The 19,993-nt window shown below is 53.8% G+C and carries 27 protein-coding genes; 1 reads left to right on the forward strand and 26 read right to left on the reverse strand.

The features are described 5' to 3' along the window. Window positions 1-111: 111 nt before the first annotated feature. From EL633_RS35190 to EL633_RS35225, 8 genes are all read right to left on the reverse strand, one after another. Window positions 112-477 carry an ArsR/SmtB family transcription factor gene (locus tag EL633_RS35190; RefSeq protein ID WP_218027667.1) on the reverse strand — a complete coding sequence of 122 codons (366 nt, stop codon included), beginning with the start codon at window positions 475-477 and terminating at the stop codon, window positions 112-114. A 208-nt stretch (window positions 478-685) separates the two neighbouring features. Further along, the gene (locus EL633_RS35195) at window positions 686-904 is read right to left on the reverse strand and encodes a hypothetical protein (protein WP_126631991.1); all 219 of its coding nucleotides are present in this window, start codon (window positions 902-904) and stop codon (window positions 686-688) included. 240 nt (window positions 905-1,144) lie between these two features. Next, window positions 1,145-1,747, reverse strand: coding sequence for a hypothetical protein (locus EL633_RS35200; RefSeq protein ID WP_126631992.1), 603 nt, complete (start codon window positions 1,745-1,747; stop codon window positions 1,145-1,147). A gap of 68 nt (window positions 1,748-1,815) precedes the next feature. After that, complete coding sequence (locus tag EL633_RS35205) at window positions 1,816-3,108, reverse strand: DNA polymerase III subunit beta (protein WP_126631993.1); 1,293 nt, start codon at window positions 3,106-3,108, stop codon at window positions 1,816-1,818. Between the two features lie 94 nt (window positions 3,109-3,202). Further along, on the reverse strand, window positions 3,203-4,546 hold the full coding sequence (locus tag EL633_RS35210) for a DNA polymerase III subunit beta (RefSeq protein ID WP_126631994.1): 1,344 nt from the start codon (window positions 4,544-4,546) through the stop codon (window positions 3,203-3,205). 278 nt (window positions 4,547-4,824) lie between these two features. Beyond that, a complete protein-coding gene (locus EL633_RS35215) occupies window positions 4,825-5,040 on the reverse strand; it encodes a hypothetical protein (RefSeq protein WP_126631995.1) in 216 nt (71 codons plus the stop codon). Then, window positions 5,037-5,576, reverse strand: coding sequence for a crossover junction endodeoxyribonuclease RuvC (ruvC, locus tag EL633_RS35220; RefSeq protein ID WP_126631996.1), 540 nt, complete (start codon window positions 5,574-5,576; stop codon window positions 5,037-5,039). The genes EL633_RS35215 and ruvC overlap by 4 nt, the downstream gene beginning before the upstream one ends. 3 nt (window positions 5,577-5,579) lie before the next feature. After that, on the reverse strand, window positions 5,580-5,795 hold the full coding sequence (locus tag EL633_RS35225; protein ID WP_126631997.1) for a hypothetical protein: 216 nt from the start codon (window positions 5,793-5,795) through the stop codon (window positions 5,580-5,582). A gap of 45 nt (window positions 5,796-5,840) precedes the next feature. Between EL633_RS35225 and EL633_RS35230 the strand changes: the two genes are divergently transcribed. Then, complete coding sequence (locus EL633_RS35230) at window positions 5,841-6,071, forward strand: hypothetical protein (protein WP_126631998.1); 231 nt, start codon at window positions 5,841-5,843, stop codon at window positions 6,069-6,071. A gap of 185 nt (window positions 6,072-6,256) precedes the next feature. Here EL633_RS35230 and EL633_RS35235 read toward each other — a convergent pair whose 3' ends face one another. From EL633_RS35235 to EL633_RS35320, 18 genes are all read right to left on the reverse strand, one after another. Continuing rightward, a complete protein-coding gene (locus EL633_RS35235; protein WP_126631999.1) occupies window positions 6,257-6,625 on the reverse strand; it encodes a hypothetical protein in 369 nt (122 codons plus the stop codon). 278 nt (window positions 6,626-6,903) lie between these two features. Continuing rightward, window positions 6,904-7,797 carry a hypothetical protein gene (locus EL633_RS35240; protein WP_126632000.1) on the reverse strand — a complete coding sequence of 298 codons (894 nt, stop codon included), beginning with the start codon at window positions 7,795-7,797 and terminating at the stop codon, window positions 6,904-6,906. Then, window positions 7,794-8,303: a DUF6908 domain-containing protein gene (locus EL633_RS35245; protein ID WP_371865606.1), complete on the reverse strand. Its 510-nt coding sequence runs from the start codon at window positions 8,301-8,303 to the stop codon at window positions 7,794-7,796. The genes EL633_RS35240 and EL633_RS35245 overlap by 4 nt, the downstream gene beginning before the upstream one ends. After that, a complete protein-coding gene (locus EL633_RS35250; protein ID WP_126632002.1) occupies window positions 8,284-8,886 on the reverse strand; it encodes a hypothetical protein in 603 nt (200 codons plus the stop codon). The genes EL633_RS35245 and EL633_RS35250 overlap by 20 nt, the downstream gene beginning before the upstream one ends. Before the next feature lie 108 nt (window positions 8,887-8,994). Continuing rightward, complete coding sequence (locus tag EL633_RS35255; RefSeq protein WP_126632003.1) at window positions 8,995-9,201, reverse strand: hypothetical protein; 207 nt, start codon at window positions 9,199-9,201, stop codon at window positions 8,995-8,997. Window positions 9,202-9,367: 166 nt separating this feature from the next. Continuing rightward, the gene (locus EL633_RS35260) at window positions 9,368-9,880 is read right to left on the reverse strand and encodes a hypothetical protein (protein ID WP_126632004.1); all 513 of its coding nucleotides are present in this window, start codon (window positions 9,878-9,880) and stop codon (window positions 9,368-9,370) included. Between the two features lie 118 nt (window positions 9,881-9,998). Continuing rightward, a complete protein-coding gene (locus EL633_RS35265; protein ID WP_161982711.1) occupies window positions 9,999-11,360 on the reverse strand; it encodes a pentapeptide repeat-containing protein in 1,362 nt (453 codons plus the stop codon). A 138-nt stretch (window positions 11,361-11,498) separates the two neighbouring features. Beyond that, the gene (locus EL633_RS35270) at window positions 11,499-12,338 is read right to left on the reverse strand and encodes a hypothetical protein (RefSeq protein ID WP_126632006.1); all 840 of its coding nucleotides are present in this window, start codon (window positions 12,336-12,338) and stop codon (window positions 11,499-11,501) included. Continuing rightward, window positions 12,277-13,332: a hypothetical protein gene (locus tag EL633_RS35275; protein WP_126632007.1), complete on the reverse strand. Its 1,056-nt coding sequence runs from the start codon at window positions 13,330-13,332 to the stop codon at window positions 12,277-12,279. Before EL633_RS35275 ends, EL633_RS35270 begins: the two co-directional genes overlap by 62 nt. A 71-nt stretch (window positions 13,333-13,403) precedes the next feature. Then, entirely contained in the window at window positions 13,404-14,075 is a 672-nt protein-coding gene (locus EL633_RS35280; RefSeq protein WP_126632008.1) for a PDDEXK family nuclease, read from the reverse strand. A 110-nt stretch (window positions 14,076-14,185) separates the two neighbouring features. Next, window positions 14,186-14,512 carry a hypothetical protein gene (locus EL633_RS35285; RefSeq protein ID WP_126632009.1) on the reverse strand — a complete coding sequence of 109 codons (327 nt, stop codon included), beginning with the start codon at window positions 14,510-14,512 and terminating at the stop codon, window positions 14,186-14,188. Continuing rightward, on the reverse strand, window positions 14,509-15,567 hold the full coding sequence (locus EL633_RS35290; protein WP_126632010.1) for a PD-(D/E)XK nuclease family protein: 1,059 nt from the start codon (window positions 15,565-15,567) through the stop codon (window positions 14,509-14,511). The genes EL633_RS35285 and EL633_RS35290 overlap by 4 nt, the downstream gene beginning before the upstream one ends. A gap of 106 nt (window positions 15,568-15,673) precedes the next feature. Next, window positions 15,674-15,862, reverse strand: a complete 189-nt coding sequence (locus tag EL633_RS35295) for a hypothetical protein (protein ID WP_126632011.1) — start codon at window positions 15,860-15,862, stop codon at window positions 15,674-15,676. A gap of 139 nt (window positions 15,863-16,001) precedes the next feature. Then, complete coding sequence (locus EL633_RS35300) at window positions 16,002-16,589, reverse strand: hypothetical protein (RefSeq protein ID WP_126632012.1); 588 nt, start codon at window positions 16,587-16,589, stop codon at window positions 16,002-16,004. Next, a complete protein-coding gene (locus EL633_RS35305) occupies window positions 16,586-16,954 on the reverse strand; it encodes a hypothetical protein (protein ID WP_126632013.1) in 369 nt (122 codons plus the stop codon). The genes EL633_RS35300 and EL633_RS35305 overlap by 4 nt, the downstream gene beginning before the upstream one ends. Before the next feature lie 84 nt (window positions 16,955-17,038). After that, window positions 17,039-17,959 (reverse strand): hypothetical protein, encoded by a 921-nt coding sequence (locus EL633_RS35310; protein ID WP_126632014.1) that lies wholly within the window; start codon window positions 17,957-17,959, stop codon window positions 17,039-17,041. Between the two features lie 41 nt (window positions 17,960-18,000). After that, window positions 18,001-18,324 (reverse strand): ATP-dependent Clp protease adaptor ClpS, encoded by a 324-nt coding sequence (locus tag EL633_RS35315; RefSeq protein ID WP_161982712.1) that lies wholly within the window; start codon window positions 18,322-18,324, stop codon window positions 18,001-18,003. Window positions 18,325-18,356: 32 nt separating this feature from the next. Then, a complete protein-coding gene (locus EL633_RS35320; protein WP_126632016.1) occupies window positions 18,357-19,937 on the reverse strand; it encodes a hypothetical protein in 1,581 nt (526 codons plus the stop codon). Window positions 19,938-19,993 lie beyond the last annotated feature (56 nt).

The following is a 19,993-nucleotide window of genomic DNA, read 5'->3' on the forward strand; positions in this document are numbered from 1 at the left end:
GTTGGTCCTCCAGAACAAAAATGAGCTGGTGCTTGGCAGCACCAGCTCAGAGAATAGTGTGGATGAGAGAGATTATAGGCTGCCCTCGTGGTTAGGGGTGAGCCTGCGGAGTCAGAGAGCTTCGATGACATCACGCGCACGCACGAGAGCATCACGTTTTACGTAGTAATAGGCCCAAAGACCCTTTTTACGGCAATCAACGAGGCCAGCATCGCGCAGGATGCGCAGATGGTGAGAAATGGTTGGCTGTTCCAGCGTGAAGCTCTCCACGATCTCAAAGACACACGCCTCTCCCTCATAGCGGTTGAGCAGGCTCAGTATACGCAAGCGTGTTGGATCGGCCAGAGCTTTGAACAAGCGGGCCTGAACGACGGCATCAGGCTCAGGCAGTGGAGAGATAAAGCGAGGAACGGCCATTGATGTGTTCTCTCGTGACATCTGGCGGTTATGTTGTTTATTCGGTGTATTCGTTACCATGAGTAAGCCTCCTGATGGCATAAGAAATGCCTGTCCAGGAGATTTTTTCCTTGGGCAGGCACAGATCAAACAAAACATATCTTTCTTTGAAGCATGGGTTAGCAAGTATGGTGGGGCACGTGGTGCGGAGGATAGACGGTGCATTATTGCCACCTCGTGTAAAGCATTTCAGTAATCTGCGCAGACTCTCTGCCATGCTGCAGAGGGGTCACTCACGAATGTCCTTATAACAAGCAAAGGGGGTATGCCAGTGGAGATCGGTGGTCTGAACGCGGAGGGTATTTCCCTCCAGTTTAGTACCAACAATCTCTACCACGCACGCACCTGGAACCAATCGGGCAACGACCCTGGGGCCTGCTTCACGCCGATATGCTTCAATGGCAGCGCGGATGGTTTCGGCATCAGAAGTAAAAAATTGACGTAGCATGTGCTCTCCCTTCTTTCGCAGACTATATTCCATCGGACTACATGGATTGAGAGGCCACAAGGGCATCGGCTTCCTCAAGGAAGCGTTGAGTAGGAACACTACTGGGCCGCCAGCGTAGCCTGGTACAGTCAACCTATCCTGGTTCACCGACAGCAAAACAAGGTGCCATTGCGACACGCTTCCTCCTTTTTCCCGATAGGCCTATCACTACGAAATTCGTCGGTATCTCATGATGCTGTATCATTCACCCCCTCTCCTTGGCCCCGTCATCGCCTGTATAGCAGGTGCCGGCTTGCTGGCAACATCTTTGATGAGCTCAAAAGGTCTCGGTTCACGGTAGCCGCTGCTCGTCTCGATGGTCAAAGATTTCCGGTTCTTCCGTACCACCTTCACCAGGCCAAAGGCGCTATCAAGCACGTAATCGCCCACCACTGCCAGGCGTACGCGAGCTTCCGCCTCTTGCCGCCACTGCTCCAACCTTGCTTGCTTCTCGCGCTGCTGCTTTCGACGCCCGGAGGTCACGTCGGTGATCAATGCGGTAAGCCGCGTGCGCTCGCGGTAGAGCGGCTCCAGCTTTTTAGTGACCTCAAAGCTTCTATCCATCGCGCCGAGCTTTTTCTTATTCAGCTTTGCTGAGGCGCGGCCACCCCGGCCCACCATTCCTAGGTGAAAATGATCCGATATGTCGCGGGGAAAGAGACGCTCTAGCTGGGCCTCCAGAGCGGTGATCTGCTGTTGCACTGGCTCTAGTTGAAGCTTGAATGTCTCTAGTTCTTGCTGATCTTGCTCGTCCAGCACATACGCTTCCTGCTCTTCGCGTTCCGGTCTGGGGATCTCAGCCATATTTCCTCCCATAATAAAAGCCGGCCTTTATCTGATAAGGGCCGGCTCAGCAATTGAGACGTTCTTCACTATCGATTCGGCGTCATCGGCATGACAATATAGATGGTCTGCTCCCCTGGCCCTTCATAGCATGGCCTTGCAACCACTGGCCGCGCTGGCGTGGTCATCTCTATCACCACCTCTGATGCCTTTGTCGCCTTCAGAAAATCGAGCATATACTGGCAATTGAGGAGGGCATGGGTGTCGGGACCGCTGACAATCGCGGGGATCTCGTGGACGGTTGGCTCTGGCTGCTCCTCAGCAGAAGCCTCAATAAAGGCCGTGTCCCCGGTGATGCGCAGCTTTGCGATATTGCTCGAATCCTTCGCTACAGGCCAGATCGTCTGATATCCGCTCAATAGTTCTGCGGTATCGCAGACGACACGAGTGCTGTAGGATTTAGGCAAGGCCCCCTCATAATTGGGATATGTGCCCTCAGTCGGACGGAGCAGGACGACAGTAGTATCTGTCGCAAAGCGCACCTGGGAGATAGTAAGGTAGGGGAGAGTGTTTGCCTCCTCCTTCCCATTCTTTTCCAGTACTTTTTCAAGCGTGGACAGCACTTCTATGTCCACTCCGCAGTCTTTCGGGAGGAGCTTCCCGATCTGCGCAAAGTATTTCGCGTCGATGAGGACAGCGTGTTCCCATGAACCAGCGCAGGGCACGTCAACCACGTGCTTCACGAGGCGAAAGGCATCGGCTGCCACCATGGTCAGCCGATCATCCCTGAGATCGGTGAAAATGGCTCGATACACGGGCCGGGAATCATCATCCGCCGCAACATAAGCGACCTGGCTCAACATGCCCACGAGGAGGTTGCGAGGAAGACAGAGTTGTTGGATCTGCGTTTTGAGTACTTCGTATTTATAGGTATTTGTGACACGCGTACTTCCATTTCCCGACGAGTCCGGCTCGTATTCCTCCCTGGTCTCTGTGTAGGTTTCGCCAGGAACGTGCGCTGGCTTCCAGTCTGGATACTCCTCGGCCTCTATCCCCCGGACGAATTTGCGGCCAGAACAGGTGATTTCGACGGTGCCTTCCAGTCGCCGCACCGCGATGTCCGCCCGCTTAGGCAAGACCTTGATGGTGTCGAACAACTGCTTGTAATTCACCGTGTATGCCCCCTCCTCGGCCACCTTCACCGTGTGAGCCGCCGTGAACGTGACCCGCATCGTGAGGTCCGTCGTCGTGAAACTCACTACGCCATCTCTGGCCTCGATCAGCACGTTATTGAGCACCTCTAAGGCGAAGCGACCCTTGCAGGGGGCCTTCACCGCGCCCAGTGCTGACATCAGCTCGGCCTGGTTGATCGTAAATTGCATAGCGTTGTTTTTCCTCTCATTGCACAGAAAAAAGCGCCAGCACGCAGGCGTAATTCCGCGTGCGTGCTGGCGCTGTTCATCGCCAACGTTCTCTTTACGCCTTCGCCGCTGTGACCGCGCACCGATAATCGTCTGATCCGCCCGTGGGACGCAGTACTATGGGATCTTCAGGCCCGCTCATTTCTATCGTCACCTGGGGTGCGGTGATCGCCTTGAGCGCATCGGGTAAGCAGCCCCATCCGGTGGCAAAGCTGATATTCTCGCTCATCGAAGCTACTGCCTGAACCTGATGCAGCGCTCTCTGGAGAGACTGGTCGTCGTGTCCCGCCTCGATACTTATTCCGGCCTCGTTCACATGAAGCCACATAACAGTACTGCGAGCTTCAGCAACGGTCGAGACGGCTTTACAGGCATTCAACAGGTCGGCGGTCGCACACACCACCTGTGTCTCGCGTACTCTGGCGAAGAAGGACCGATAGTCTGGAATATCGCCGTTCAGCAGTCCTATGCTCACGCGCATATCGCCCGAAGAGAGGCGGATTTCTCGCGCTCTCATAAACGGTTCTGCGTCAAGTATGTCCTCCTCGTCTTTTTTGACGTGCTGATGTTGAAGCAAAACCGCCTCCAGGAGAATGTCTGACTTCTTCGGAAAGAGCTGGAGCGCTCGCTCCAATGGTCTTGCAGGGATGATTACCGCATGCTCCCAGTCCTCTGCCCCGGGAAGTTCGGCCCAACGCTGGGCCAGGCAGTGACCATCGCGAGCTTGCAGCAAGAGCACCTCGTCCTTGAGGCTCAGGTAGACACCAGTACGGCCCTGGTCCCCATTGCCATAGTCATCTTCCGATGCGACCGCCCACGCGACCTGCTTGAACATGGAGAAAAGTTGATCCCGCCCAACGCGGGCCTGTTGCGTCATTACAGCAGCAAGCCGATAGAGATTCACCTGTTCTTTGTGTTCACTTCTTCCACAGGTCGGACAATTTCCCCACTGTGACTCCTTTCTGGTGTAGGTCGCTCCTACCTCGGGATGTACTGTTCCTTCAGAGAAGAGACTTGTCACAACAGTCGTATCAGGGGAGATACTTGTTCCCTCGACAGGCGTTTGCTGTGTGAGATCGCCTGGACGTTCAACGATCACCGCTTGCTCTTCCCGCCGCAGAGCAATGGAGCCATCAAACATCTTGACAGCATTCACCAACGCCTGGTACTGCGCAGCATGCTGACCCTCCTCCGGAATGGTGAGCGATTCGGTGATCGACACACTTGCTACTACTGAAGGGGTTTCCAGTCTACTCCAGCGGAATGGTGGTTCCGTACAGGTTCGTAGCGTGAGCCGGCCATCTTGCGCCTGGATCTGGACGAATGCGTGCATGTGGTAACGGATATTGATACTTTTCAGCGCATGCAAAAGGGCATGCGCGTCTACGGTAAATTGCAAGGTATACTCCTTTCGAGGTGAAACAATGAAAAAGGCGGGTATGAACCCGCCTGGAACAGTGCGCTCGCGCTTCTCTCGCGCGAGCGTGGCATCAGATTCGCTGAAACGCGGATAACGAGAGGTGGAATGAGGCTGCTGTTTGTTGCCGATACACGGCCTTCGAGATAGCCCGCAGGATGCGAAGGCTGTTGGGGGGATGCTCCCGCCCTTGCGTGCAGCTTTGCCCAGAGGTCCATTCCACCAGAGGAGCTGATAAGGTCCTCGCTACCTGCGCGGCATCAGAGCTGGGGGAATAACGAAAGTTGTTCTGGCATTTGTGTGGGGAATACGTTTCTCGGAGGTTCCTCTTCCTCGGCCAAAGACTTGGGCGCTGAAAGTCGTGCGCACTCATCCAGGGAGAGCACATCAACACCCACCACATCAGGAAACAGGACCAATTGCATGAGTGGGGGTGTAGCCTGCCCAGCAAGCAGAATCGTCGTATCAAATGTCATACGCGATGGTTCCTTTCAATCTGTGAACGCCACGCATGGGTATGAGCGTGGCAAATGGCGGCAGCGGCAGCGTCGGCGGCATCATCTGGTCGCGGAATGGCCGAAAGCCTGAGAAGCACTCGCACCATTTCCCCAACCTGGGATTTGTCCGCATTTCCGTAACCAGTGACCGCAAGCTTTATTTGCGAGGGAGTATATTCGGCAATGGAAAGATGCGCCTGTTTCAGCGTGAGCATGGCAACCCCGCGCGCATGAGCCACATCAATGGCGGTCTTGCGATTTTTGCCAAAAAACAAGATCTCCATTGCCGACTCTGAGGGACGATAGGTAGCGAGCAACGCGGAAAGCTGATCATGCAGAGACTGCAAGCGGTCCGGTAAAGGGGTATGCTTCGGGGTCCGAATCACATCACAAGCGAGCATTTGCAACCCCCCGTGCTGTTCGTGAAGAAAAGCGTAGCCAGTAATCGCGATACCTGGATCGACGCCCAGGATGATCCGTTCTGGTGGAGAGCGCTGGGATATCACGTGAGCCATCCCTCACTCTCCGTTATAGTAGCGAATCACGTTCTGTGCGGCAGTCACGAACTCTTGCGGCGTCTTTCCGTCATCCCGCGCGTTAAAGTGTGAGGCCGCCTCGTCGGCGATTTCCTGCGCATGTAAGGTGACACTAATGTCAATATCTCCCACACGTCGCCGCATGTAGGACTCCACCTGGGTGAGCGAAAGGCGTGTTCGCCAATCAGTATGGGACATGGGATTTCTCCTTTCAAACTAGTGGACAGGACAAAGGCAGGTGATGTGAGGTATCGCTTGCGGGCAAAATCACGAAGTGAATGGTGTATCGATATCTTCGAGGGAATCGACGAGATCCTTTATCTCCGCTTCCGTGTGCGCTGGGAAGCACTGCCAGGCAATGTGGACGGCGAACTGGCGCAGTCGCCTCGCTATGTCGGACGAGCTGACCAGCTCATAGGCATCGGCATCGTCGGTAATACGCTCAGCCATCGCCTCGAATTGCCTTTCGCGTAGCTCTTCTATTTGCGCATCCAGCCGCCTATGCTCGTCAACGGAGCGTTCTGCCTCCTCAAACAGCGGGCCTCCTCGCTGAAAACGCTCTCGAATGACGTTCTGGGTCTGTTTCACTTGCTGAATTTGATCTCGAACGGCCATCTTTTTTAGGGTCATCGTAAAATCATGTTGAACAGGTAAAAGGATTATGTAACACTAATTAGGTTACTCTTGTTTATGCCGTAGAAAATCCATTTTTGTGAGAGGGATGCCTCTCTCAAAAATTTTCTTTGCGCTTCATCGTCAAAGTAGTCAAGCGCAGTTTCAATACAGCCTGCATTCGATGCCCGATGATTATCGGAGATAAGCCAGTAGCTATGATGCCGACATCTCCCTTGCCCATCGGGCTTGCAATGGAATTCGATCTGGATATTGCCATCAGGAGTAGCAATGATCCAGGTATGCCAATGATTCGTAATGACTAATGCCTCCAGTATGGTCAGATCAGCTATGCGCTCCACAACCGTTTGACGTTTCATCCAATCTGTCATTTGCAATATATCTTCTGTTTGCATAAGCTCCTCCTTTCCTCGAAGAATGAAACAATTGTTACCTGTGCAAAAAACATCATCAACATGATTTTACGATGACCCCTTTTTTACTCTTTCTTCATTTTTTGGGGTAAAACAAAAGAGCCGGGGACAATTCCACCGACTCCGGGACAGGTTTCTTTTTTATCAGGCTCTTGCTTTTTGCGACGCAGAGCGCGGCCCTGCTGATCAGGATCGGAGCTTATCGGTCACATCGTCACTGTCGGGATTTGTAACCCCCTTAGTTTGAATAATTGGGCCAACTACAATTTTCCCTTTGCCTCATCATCCGGGAATTGCAGGGTTGGTGGCTGCCCTATGCACAGAACATGCGACGCGATGATATCGTTCAACAGCTCCAACCGCTCGTGTTCGCGCCACTGGCCGCCTACCCAGGAGCACTCCACCCCCATTTTCCGGTAGGGATTGATTCGCTCGCGTACTATGCCCTGCCCCAGGTACAGTAGCGTGGGGCGATCAGGCTGCCGGATACGATAGAGTCCGCTCACCTCTTTCGAGAGAGCCGCATCCTGCACGAGAGCCCAGTGCGACCAGGAAAGACCGCACCAGTCGAGGCCGCCGGGCAAACCCCTTTCAAGGTCGCCCGGCAGTGCGAGGTTTTGGAGATGGCTGTCGTTGCGCGCTGGCGATGGATATCCACGGAAGCTGCCTGCCCCTTTATTGAAGGTGGAAGCGATGTAGCCCCTTGGCATCCTGCCGAAGTTCGCCAGAAACCGGTGAGGCTGAAGCTTCCGGTGACGTGCAATGGCAACACACTCATAACCCAGCCGCTGCGATTTGGGCACACCGCGAAGCTCCATGACGGAGACTTCAAAGCAGGCCGGGACACGTTCTTGCCGGAGACGCTGCCGAATGGCCCAGAGTGGCGGCCCGGCAATATGCGGGCTTTTAAATGGCATGTCGATTCCAAAAACCCCCTTGAGGTGTCCCATGCGCGTCCGAAGGTCGCCAGATTGACCGATGTACACGACAAAGGGGAAGATGCGGTCGTGGAGGGAAATGACGATGCGGATGCGATAGAGACCCGGGCAGGTGGAGATACGCGCTTCCCTCCAACTCCCTTCCAGGTTCTGCCATGTGGACCAGACTCGTTCCAAACAAAACGGCGCAAGCTCGTGCTGTGCGATGGTCATCATGTTCCACCCAGCGCTCCCTGCTCTTCCCCCGCCTCAAGAGCAAGGATAGGAGGCGGGGCCACCGTAACGATCCGAGATGCAGCTTCCGCGAACCCCTGATACTTGATATTTTTCGCCCAGATACGCAGCAGTTCAGCCATGTCCCTCTTGCCGCGCACGTTGACCAGAACCTCTTGCGTCCGAGCGTCACGCCAGAGGACAGGGGTTTCCATGATACCAAACACGGTTTGTCTGAGCCGCACGGGAAAGCCGTACTCGGTCATCTCCAGCTCAGGGTCTGGAAACTGCCGCTCTTTTACTGTGTAGTAGTGCGCAACCAGGACATGCCGCTGCTCGCCTTGCAGAGGGTCCAGCGTGGGCCAGCTCTCGATGATGAGCGGCATATAGGGTTCGTTCTCAACGGAGAGAGTGAACTGCTCCGCCGTCTCAAACTCTTCCCACAGCCTGGCCGCTCGTACCACGTCGTGAACAGACCGAAGCAGCAGTTCACCCGCGCTCTTGCCCATGTGGTCCACCTCCGTTCCGTTGGACAACAATCACGCCGAAATCAGAGGATTGGCTAACTACCTCATCCTGGGATGGAAGCAATGTCGCTTTCACCTCAACAAAAGTCTTCTTCTCAGAAAGCATCGACCTGGCCTTCTGTAACGCAGATTCGTAGGCGGCAAGATAGCCAGCATGCTGCATTCCATCGTCCCTATACCCAGAGAAGCGTACATGGGGAAAGAACTCGTTTTCCAGCGCCTCCAGTTCAGCCCGCGCACGGGATACGCCGGGATAATAATACACAGGCTGGCTAATCTCGACCGCAAGCACAATGGTGGGATCGACGATATACTGCTGTCTGCTAAGAAGCCATCCATGTTCCATCAGCACTACACGATCTGTATCCTCGAAGACAATCCAGCCCTCGATAAACAGGCCATGTGGGTCGAAAAGTTCCGGTATGGCAAAGAACAATGGATAGGCGTTTTCATAACAATGACCCCAGACCGCGCCAACCTGCATCGAAATGAAAAAAGAGAGCATGTACTCGTGCTCAGACCATGCTCTCCCTTGGACCTGCGTGTGATCACCGTGGGAATTCATCAAAACTGCTCCTTTCCGAGCGCAAAAAGAAACCCCTGCCGGCGGTTCTGCCAACAGGGGGACTCAAGAGAAAAACGGTAAGGACTGCTAGACCATGAGGGATCTGTGCTAAAAGATGCCTTGCTGCTGACGCTGCTCAGTGGTCAGCAGATTCAGGTGCTGACATGCAGCCTCTGTATACGTGTCAAACACCAGGACGTGGAGTTCTTGTTGAAAAGGCTGGATACAGGTCTGCACCAACTTCATCATGATCTTGCCATCGCTTCTGCGCAATCCCCACGAGCCAATAGGATGCAGTATGACCTCCAAGTCCATTTCTATCTCCTTTTTTCGGTTATCCGGCATAATATGTAGGAGAGCTTTGTGATTACTGTAACAAATGCTCCACAAAACAAGAGCCAGACGCGTAATAATTCTCTTTCTTACGACCAGCTAACAGGTGAAGAAGCTTTTTCAGAGGCAGGCTCCTCAGCGTTCTTCATTACGCATTGTTTCCTTGCAAGACTTTTTGTCGCTCCAGCTCCAGTATCCACTCCTCTTTCACATTCACCAGCGGATAGACTGGACTCTGGCGCTCTAACTGCTCAAAAAGTGCTTCTACTGCTGTCAACTGTTCATCACTCATGGCAGTAAGCGACTGCATACCATAATGTAGGAGGTGCGAGACTTTCTCAACTAACCGGGCATGTCGAACTGCCATTTGAATTTCTTCGGTATAGGGTAAGAGTTGCCAGTGTTTGATCATATTGCCATCCTCATCATGAGCTTTGCCATCGGCGATGGCAAAACCTTGTTTGACGTGCGTGATGAACAAGTGCGTTTCGGTGCGCTTCGTTACAAAGTGCAGATAGATACTGTACAGGTCTTCTTTATACTGGATATAAAGAACGACCATATCGCCCATCTGCACTGTTGCGAAACGCTGTTGTAATTCGTTTGGTGGCGGGATCGTTGGCTCTGGGTAGTCCAGTCCCGTCTTTTTGCTTCTAACCATGAGTGCCTCCCTTATACCTTGCATTCCTCATTCTGGTTCAATGATGAAACCCAAAAAGGGGATTAATACGCTCACCACTATGGCATGGCTGGATACGTCCAGCCATGCGGTGCATATTTTACTGGTTCGTCAAGACGCGAAGGTGATCTAGAACATCTGCGTGCTGCTCTTCGCTTATTGCCGCGCCTGGCTGTTGGCAAAACGCTGTCAACACACCACGCAGAAACCAGTAGAGCTCTTCCTTTTTGAGGGAGGGGTGCTTCTCGATCTCCTCGTTCATGAGGTGGTGGAGGTCTGAATTAATATCGCTGAGGTCTACTGATAGCTTTTCCTCAGAAAGCCATTGCTGGAAACGCGCCTCATAGTCCTGGACAAAAGCTCGCAAGCTATCAACCGATCCCAGTGCCTCTTTCACCCACGCCGCCATATCCGTTGATTGGCGAAGCAGGAGTTTTGTAAATCCGGGCCAGCAAAGATCAGTTTCGTGGCGAATATAGAGGGCAAACTGCTTCTGTTGCGTTGTATGAGCACGCGAGAGAAGCACCATACTGATAAGATCGTGGTTGTTGTAGTCGATGTTTGTCTTGCCATTATACCTCAACCTTTTTCCAAAGCTCGCACCTTCACAGTTGCAGTTACGGAGGTAGGCATCCTCTACATTGACGGTGTGAAGCTTGCTAAAGGAGAAGTTGGCATCCCCAAGCGTAGCCTCTTGCAGATTTGCACCGAACCAATCGCTGTAGGAGCATTGCGCATCTGTCAGTATGGCCTGGTTGAGTACAGCATAGTGGACCGCCGCATGCCTCAAAATTGCCTCAGTAAAATTAGCCTTTGTTGCCTCTACCTCCTGCAAACAGGCTCCCTCCAGATTCGCTTCGTTCCAGATAGAGTCCGTCAAAACGGCATAGTCGAAAGTGGCTTGCTTTGCTTTCACACGTGTACAAGTCGCATGGGAGAGCGTTGCTCCCGAGAAATCGGCGTGTGTCAGATCTGCGTCGATGAGTATCGCATGGGAAAGATCCGCACGTGTAAAGTCTGCGCCACAAAGCTCCGCCTCCTCCAGAAGCGCATATTGCATCTGAGATTGATTGCACTTCGCCTCACGCAGGTTCGCGCGAGTGAAATTTGCACGACTGAGTTTGGCTCCGTAGAATTTCGTGCCTTGTAACTTGGCCCCGGCAAAGTTGAAACCTTCAAGATGCATTGAAGAGAAATCTTCTTCCTGGAGGTCATACCCCTGGAAATCCTTCTTTAACAAAGCATAGAGGCGCGTGTAATCGAGGCCCTCTTCTGGTAGAACATGGTGATAGGAAAGCAGTTTCTTGAGACGCCACACTGCGTCCGTGAGCGTGCAGCGTGCAACCGCTTTCTCCAGTTTTGCTAATAGGGGGTGGTTATCGCAAAGCAGGTGATAAAACGTGTTGGTCGTATTCATGTTCTTGCTATAACGATGCCCCCGAACGGTCTTGTTCGGGGGCATCGTTGCTCCTTTCATAAAAACAGCAGCTCTCATTGCGAGCTGAAACAACAAAAAGCGAGTGTGACAGGACAGTGAATAGGGACGAGGTGGTGAGAAGACAGCCAGCTTTTGTGCCGCTGTGGTAGCGTGTGGTATGTGTTATGCCGCTGACGACATGCCAGCAGGCCCACCAAGGGGAGCGCCGCTCTCGAATTGCCACAAGGGAATTGTCGAGAGAGAGAGGAGATGCGCGCCGACAGCATTGGATCTGAGCTCCAAGCGTCGATGATAGGTCCAGCTCCCCAACACCCAGGAGCATTCCAATGGCAGGTTTGAGCGATATGCTTTCAGACGGGCGGCAATCTCCCCCTGTCCGATATACAGAAGCGGATCGCACCCCGCCACGCGCAGGCGATACAGTCCCAGACCATCTTCAGGCAGGTGTTCACGATCAAGAAGGGTCCATGATGTCCAATCCAGGCCGCACCACGATCTGGCATGGGGATTGCCATCAAGCGGTCCAGTTAGCCTGACTTCTTGCATCTGTCGTTCAGGTGATGAAGACCACAGAGCACTCCATTCGTCGCGTGTGCGCCCAAAGTTCGCCAGGGGGGCTACGTCTTGCTCTTGATGACAAAGTGCGAGCGCCAGGCACTCCAGGCCGAGTCGGAGGGGCTTGGGTATTGTCGGAAACGGTGCTACAGATACCTCAAAGTGCGACCGGGGCAACGCTTGGCGCCACGTCCATAATGCCGGTCCCGCAAAGTGCGGGTCGTGGAGCGGTGAAACATCGCTATAGACATGCTTGAGTGCCCCCAATCGTTCTTTCAGGTTCTTTGACTGACCGATATAGGCCATCTGCGTGTGCTCTTCATCGACCAGCAGAATACGATAGAGACCTGGACCCGCAGGAACTTTCTTCCCGCGCCAGCTGTTCTCAAGCGGAATCCATGGATGCCAGGCCGTTTTCTCGTACAGCGAGGTGATAACCGTTCTCATGATCCTCCTTTCGTATGATGCTCAGAACAGGTGCCTCCTCATCCTCGAAGATGCGGTGCTGCTGGCGGATCGCACGCCACCGATAGTGTTGCAGCTCCCGATCACGGAAGTTGGCGAGCCATCTCCGCACAAGCCAGCAGTGAATTTTCCTCTGTCTGCCTAGCTCTGGACCGTTTGGGGGCCGACGAAGCGTATAGGTCTTGTCGGCCCAGGAGGCGTATCCCCAACGACCCAGCACGGGCCGCAGCGACGGGTAGGCGGAATCTGTGGAGAGCTTGATTCCGTACTGGTCGCACAGCCAGAGCAATTCACCGAGGGCTGGAGCAAAGAGGCACCCCCAGATATGGATTTGCCTCACTCCCTCGCGCCCAACGAATGGGATGACCTCGTGGATGATCTCACGAAAGATCGGCATGGTCTGACGCGGGAAGCGACCCAGGATGCAGAAGCCGCCCAGGCCGAGCATGTCCCCCTCCTGCAGATAGGGCAACACGCCCTGCACGCAGGAGAGATACTGTGAAGCTGTCACGCCCTGCGCTGAAAAAATGCAGCGTAAGTTCTCACGATGCACGCTCAGAAATCTGGCCGCCTGGATCGTCGTGATGCATGCCTCCCAGGCATCCGCTTCCGACCACCGGCTCTTGCGCCGTCTTCCCTGGTAATCCCACTTTTCATCAATCAGCTGGTCGTAACTGGCCCGGTGCGTCACACGATCTGCATAGCTACATTGCTCTGCGTGCTTGATTTGTCGTCGGAGTGCCGCCTCGAATGAGAGGCGCTGCCCAGGGCCATCACAGAAGGCCCCGGAATCCTGGACAATTGCGAGTGTCTTAGGGGAAAGTCGGACATAGTTCGGGCTTTTCGTCGCGAGTGTTCGACCATACACAGGGCTGATGCATGCGAAAGGGCCAACTTCTACGGGAAGCGTGTTCCAGTCGTCCTCCGCACTGCCACAGTACAGTCGAATAGCTTCTGTCTGAGGAATTACGTGCATTGTACCAGATCCTTTTCTCGTAGCTCCACGACATTTCTTTCCAGGCGAGTAATCATGTTTTTTCTTTCCAGCTAAGAGGCTTTTACTTCTACAGCAAGGGTGGGCTGGGATATCACCGGGGTGAAATGGCTTTGGTTGGCTGCGCGATATGCTGCTTGGAGGCGAGGTGAGTCCATCACGTGAGGAGCGCTCAGCGGTTCAGGGCAGGCACACTGCCAATGAATGGTAGGATTGGATGTGGCAATGACCACCATGCCGCAATTCTGGCACTCGCACCAGCCATAGTCCTGGCCCCAGCGCCCGTACGCATTGAGCAGGTGTGGGTGTTCTCGCGGAGGGAGTTGGCCTGGCCGCACGAGTGGGTAACGAATGCGTACTGGATCAGATGCTCTGTTGAGCACGTAGTAGTAGTCGTCTCCATAATCGACAAACGCCCCTCGACAGTATCTTGAATCAGGGATACCAACGTCCCCAAAAAAGGTATAGACGTTAACGCGCACCTTTTGCGCGAGCAATCGCATTTTCTCGCGTTGCTCTGGCTTTTCACCCTTCACTTCCACAAAGCAGTGATGGTCAATGAGCCAGAAATCGGGCCGGTAGTACAGAGCGGAATGCAAGCAAAACAGTTTCGGTTCGTAGCGGTAGCGGATACCAAGCATGTCAAAGAAAAAGGCCCAGCGGGCCTCAAGCTGGCTTCTAAATGTGTACTGACCATAGGTGGTTGGTTTTGCAGCGATAGACATGGGATTCACACTCCATTTGTTGCATAGGAAAAAGGCCCGGCGAACTTCGCCTGGGCCTTCCTCTCGATTCGTGATGATTGAACAGCTACAGGGGACTGAGTACGCAAAAGTTAGTCTTCGTACACATCGCGGTAAAAGGCATCCTCTTGCTCCTTGGCCTCAACCAAGAAGCGTTTCTCTTCGAGACAAGCCACCAATGCCTCCTCTGAGAGAGGCAGGACAAGTGGTAGGCAGATGCCATGCGGCACGATCTTTCCCGATTCATAAAAAGCCGCGTGGAGATTACAGGATGGAACCTGGGTGATTTCCCAGGTTCCATCCAGATGCAGGCGAACGTACCTCGGCAGTAAATCTACGGCAACCTCGACATCCGCGTCCTTCGTTGCCGCGAGAAAGACATTGAGGGCCTGGCGGTAGCACTCCATATCGCTGCTCATTTCGTCACCTCCCGCTCGATGTGGTCCTGTGGAGTAAGGCACGCGTAGCGCACACCACAGAACTTACAGGGTGAGAATGCCGCAGGTTGAATGCCTCGCACGCGGAGAAATTGGCCCTTCACAATCGCGGCCTTCAATTGGGCAAAATGATCATGAAGTTGTGGCAAGACGAGATCGTCATAGTGTGAGATATCTGACCACTCGTACCGAGGCGGCTCTTTCTCTTTGATGTAGCAGTGGCCAACACGGGTGGGCTGGCCGTCTGTGATCCAGGTGTTCTGCCGCAAAAGAATGTAGTACACCGCGAGCTGGCTGTCATACCCCAGTTCTTCGGACGAGAGTTGGGATGCAGTGACCTTGTTATCGGAAATCCATGCGGTACCATCGGGGTCCACGCCGAACTGATCGGGAACGCCCACAACATGGGCACCGCCAATCACCCCATGCAACAGTTTGTAGTGTTCTCGCCCGCCATCTTCACCGTCAAAGCGACGGATCACCTCGCCGTCAGGCCACCGAACCGGAAGACCCTCGACCAGGGCCGCGTAAGGCAAGACAATCTGGGACATCGGGGTCGTCCTGGCAAACGTGGCAGACCAGCGATAATAGGCCGTCAAGGGATATTTCTCCGACCAGTTCCAATTGGAGAGGTACTCTTGCTGGTGGGCATCGATCCGCGCGGTCAACGTTTTGTACTCGGGATGAGCCTGATTCCAGTCTTTTCGCGCATGGCTATTCGCTGCCCCAGACTTACGGGACGCAACGTCAAGATGAAACCAGTCCTGCAGATCTTCAAAGATGGGGCCACATTCCTGCTGCCACACCTGGAGATGTCCCTCTAGCAACGGAACTTCGTGATATGCCCGCTGGATGATTTGTTGGATGACTTTTCCGAACCAGACGGCTGCACCCATATCAAGCACCGGTGTCCTCGGATTGGTGAGATACTGCAATTCGTACGACTTGGGGCAGCGGTCGAACGTGCGAAGTTGGGAGACGCTCAAGGGACGCTCTTTTAAAATGGTTGATGTTACTTCATCAAGAACAAAAGGCACGTCATTCCCTTCCTTTCAAAAAGGAAGGCGGATCACCTCTCAGCTAAGAAGTGATCCGCCTGGTATACAGTATGAAACAAGAGCTATTCAGCAAAGTAGTTGAAATTTACGTATTCCACATCATGCGACAGAAGTGCTTGAAATTCTTTAACTGTTCCTCTGTCCATTCCTCCTTTTTCCCATCTGCTAGCAATGCCTCTTCAAGTTCTTCGGCAGAGCTAGGAATAGCGCCATCAAGTAGCTCATAAATCTGATGAAGCACTTTTTGTGCTTCGTGTTCTTGGGCTTGTGACATGTTCTCCACTGTTTGTTCCTTGTGTTCACATGCAACGACATCTGCCGGGATGGTTCCCGACTCAGCTCAGAGACCTTGACTATGGCAGTCAGGAAAAGAGAGCTGCGCTTATACACCATCGCGACGGGTGTTTTACTGCTTAGAGCAACCACTGTATGCGCTCAATCCGCTCCATACAGGAAGGATGAACGCGTCCCGTATTCACATATCCGTCGCGAAGCCATTGATCGTCAATTCCTGCCCGATTACCACGCGACCACTCCTGTGTTATTGACCCATCCATCTGTTGGACAAAGCGCTCATATGACAAAAACGCAGCCGCGTAGCCGCGCTGAAAAAGTGGCCTGCGGTCGATCCCCTGTTTGCGAAACAATCCACACAGGGGATCTGTATTGCCATTCTCCTCTTCCATGCGCTCAAACCCTCTGAGAAAGCGGCGCACATCGAAGTCGTGCAAAAGCTGCGTCATGGGTTCAAAAACGCCCTCGTTCCACATCCCCAGGTAGTAGCGCTGAGGATGAACAAGCCGTGGATCGAGATAGGGGGAAAAGGGATTGGGCGCCATCAGATCGTCTTCCTCGTAGATAACCTGGATATCTCCATTAGCCAGGGTCGCTTTCCAGGTCACCTCACGCCTTGGTCGCTCTCTTGTGCGCGTAGCAGAACTCCACATGGTTCTCTCTTCGCTTTGCGTTCTTTCATCCATTCCATGTCCGGTTTCGTTCACGCTCGCCTCCATCCTCGACTCGTTTGCTTTTGCCAGCAGCCATCGCGCCACTGCATCGGCAGTGTGCGCCCGCGCTGTTTAGGCTCTGGGACATCCGTGATGTGGGTAAACTGGGCCTTTGTTTGTCCGCCATCGACTAAGCGGTAGAGAAGACCATCTTCATCGCGATACAGGCCGTTCCCCAGATAGATCACTGGCCGCCCGATGCGCTTGCGAGCTTCCACTGTGTTTACAAAGCGGTGGGCGAAATCAGCGAAGCGCACCTGGAGCGGCCACCAGTTTGCAATCTCCTTCGGTTCTGTAAAGCTCGTCTGGGTATGTTTGATGAAGAGCCAGCCGTCGCGCTCTTCAAGCGTTTCACTCATATTCTGTTCCTCATAAAACAAGGGCGGGGCCACTCCCAAAAGGAGCCGCCCCGCCGAAACGAGAGACAAACGATTGACAAACGATTACTGAGGCTCACCCGTGTCAAACAGGGAGAATTGATAGCGCTGAGCGCTGTGCTTCTTCCACAGTTCTTCAAGCTGCCTCGACCAGGCCCGCTTTTTGTGCTCCCCTGTCTTTTCCTTGAGGATAGCGGTAATACCCCTGGACCAATCGGTGATCTGGAGGGCGTCAGCTATCCATCCTCGTACCCGTGCATGAGTCGTCTCATCAAGAACTGAGAGATAGACGGTGGCCATAACATGGTTGCTTTTGCAATGAACCAGGCTGACTCCATAAAAATCCTCCTTCAGCTTCTTGATGACGTAGCCAAGATGCTCGTCTTTCACCACCCAACCGGGCCATGCCCACCACGTCTTTTGCGTTCCCATGCGCACGGATTGCTCAAGATATTTGAGTTTCTTCGCTCGCGCGCTCGTCCGTTTTGGCTTCTCGGCTTTTCCGTCGTTGGTGCCGGACATCTCTTCGTCGAACAGCGAGAACTGCTGATAGCGGTTGCCATTCGTCAGCGCAACCGGCGTCTCGGGCTGGATCTCCGTTGCTGGTCGCGGAAAGACAACGCAGGCCAGAGCGCTCACATGCCCTTCCCAGATCGGGCGATGGGGGTAGAGGCGCGCCGGATGGCGGATAAACACGTTGCCGCCAGGAATCGTGATAAACATTCGTGGCGGTTGTGGTTCTCCTGAGTTTCTGAGCGTCGAGTGGCCTCGGTCTACAAGATAGGCGATGGCCTCCTCGTACGCCCTTCCTCCCTGTAGCATCAGGCGTGCCTCAGCCAGCTCTTCTGGAAAGAAGTAATGCTGGAAAGCGTATTCCACGGCCTCCTCATCGCTACACGACACGGAAAGCATTGCATCACCCATGACTTCTCCTCTTTTTGTGCTGAGGTTGTTCGATAACAAGAGTCCGGTGTGCGAAAACATCATCGACCAGGCGCTTGTTGCCGAACAGGTTATGATGGGTCCCGTTATTTGGCCTCGACAGTAACCGTTAAGCCGTAGGTGGACAGACATTCCTGGTAGTGCTCCGCCGTCTCCATTGGACAGACAATCACGACCGCCTGTCCAATGGTAAACGCAGCCTCAGCAATTCCTCTTGCTCTCTCCAACGAGAGCACTCCTACAACAGTCATGAGCGCCTCCGCGACATAATCGAGGCGGTCATAATGGTATTCATCTCGATGCAAAATGACGGCGTGCGGACGAAGCGGTTCCACATGTGTCTGCGGGAGTGCTTCGCGCTGGGCAGTCTCAAGTTGGGTAGACAGTGAAGGGGGTAAGCAATTACTCATAAGAGATCTCTTCCTTTCGCGATACATGCGGTTTATAGACCAGGCACATCGAACAGAGAATGCAGAATATAAGGCGTTCCCTGCTTTTTGAGTCTTTTTGGGGCTGCTCGCGTTATCACAACACCGGGGTCAGGAGCGAGCTTTGTCCCCGGTAGAGGCTGTTCCCGATACAAAGGAGGTGAGGCGATGGCGGGATCGCACACGGCATCTTCCTCTTGGGGGTCTGGAAGTGGTGGAGCAGGAGTGAAATCAGGCTCCTGATCGATTCTGCACGTCAGCTCTTCCAGCGCCCTGGCGTCATCAGCAAGTTGTCGTTCTTGCCGGGCGATGTGCTCATGGCTTCGCTCAATACGCTGGCGTGCCTCTTCAATCCTCTTGTGAAGCCTGTCACTCTTGCGTTGCTGTTCAACTTGCCACCGTTCTCGTTTGCTTTTGCTATACCACTGCTGGGCGAGCCGATAGTCAGCCAGAATATGCTGTTCCATAAATGTTTCGTCAGACGTCAAGGGAATATAGAGCTTATACTCTGAGAGAATGTACTCTGTCACCTGCAAGCTGAAAGCTCTCATCGCCTCCTTCGTCTGTGTGCTTGCCTTGCCGCTCGTGTAGATGGGCAGTTTCCCTTCCAGCATGCTATTGAGAAGTTGACTATATGCCTCAACCAGCTTGCTATCGGCACTAATATACATCCAGGCTCGCTTGAGGCGCTGATTGGGATAGTTGTCTTCGGGATCGAGGCCATCCCAGTGGGCGTAGAAGTCATTCAGGCGCTTGCTCAGCGAGACGATACCGGTTTGCCAGGTCGTGCCTGCCTCAACAAAGGAACCGTTGGGAAGGTCCTGGTAATCGCCGTACTGTACAACCTGGATGTAGAACTCCTGGTAGCGTTTTTGCCGGGCGACCTGCGCGGGGACAACCGAGACAAGCTTGCTCAGACCATGGTCAGCGAGCATGGTGTAGGCATGCCTGATGTGCTTGAGAAAGACAGACGTATCGCCGTTCACGGTGAAGGGAGGATTCATCAGACACACGTCATAAAAACAGTCGAGGGCTGGATGATAGCGCAAAAAGTCCTCCGCCACGACGGTATATCCTTTGCTCTCCAACGCAGCGCGTCGATATGGGTCCAACTCACAGACGTCAATAGTCGCCATCGGGTAGCGCGCTCGAAACGCGTCGGCGAGATGCCCCAACCCCGCACTGGGCTCAATAACCCGGATTGGGCGACCCTCTTGTTCATAGGCTGCAAGCAGACCGAGCATGGTATCTCCCCACTCCAGCTCATCCAAGAGTGCCTCCACCACGTCAGACGGTGAGTAAAAAAAGTCGAGCGGATTTTCTTTGGGCATCTGACCCAGGGCCACGGTTTGCCTGAGCAACGGGCATGGATCGAGAGGGAACTCAAAACGCCTTTGATTGGGAAGGTAGACTCCCCCTAACCGCTCGACAGCGAGCTTTATCCTCTCGTAGAGCTCGCTGTCGAGCTTCTTGGTGATGCGTATCTGATTCCCTTTCAGCACTTCAACGTAATGCTGTAAAATGCCCAGTTCAACCTCAGAGAGTGTTTGACCTCCTTTTGTGGCGCTCTTTGACTTCTTCGTGGCGTTAGACATATCCACCTCCTCAGCAGAGCAACAAAAAGGCCTGACCCACGGGATTATCCGTTTCG

The organism is Dictyobacter alpinus (genome assembly GCF_003967575.1).
Classification (GTDB): Bacteria; Chloroflexota; Ktedonobacteria; order Ktedonobacterales; family Ktedonobacteraceae; genus Dictyobacter; species Dictyobacter alpinus.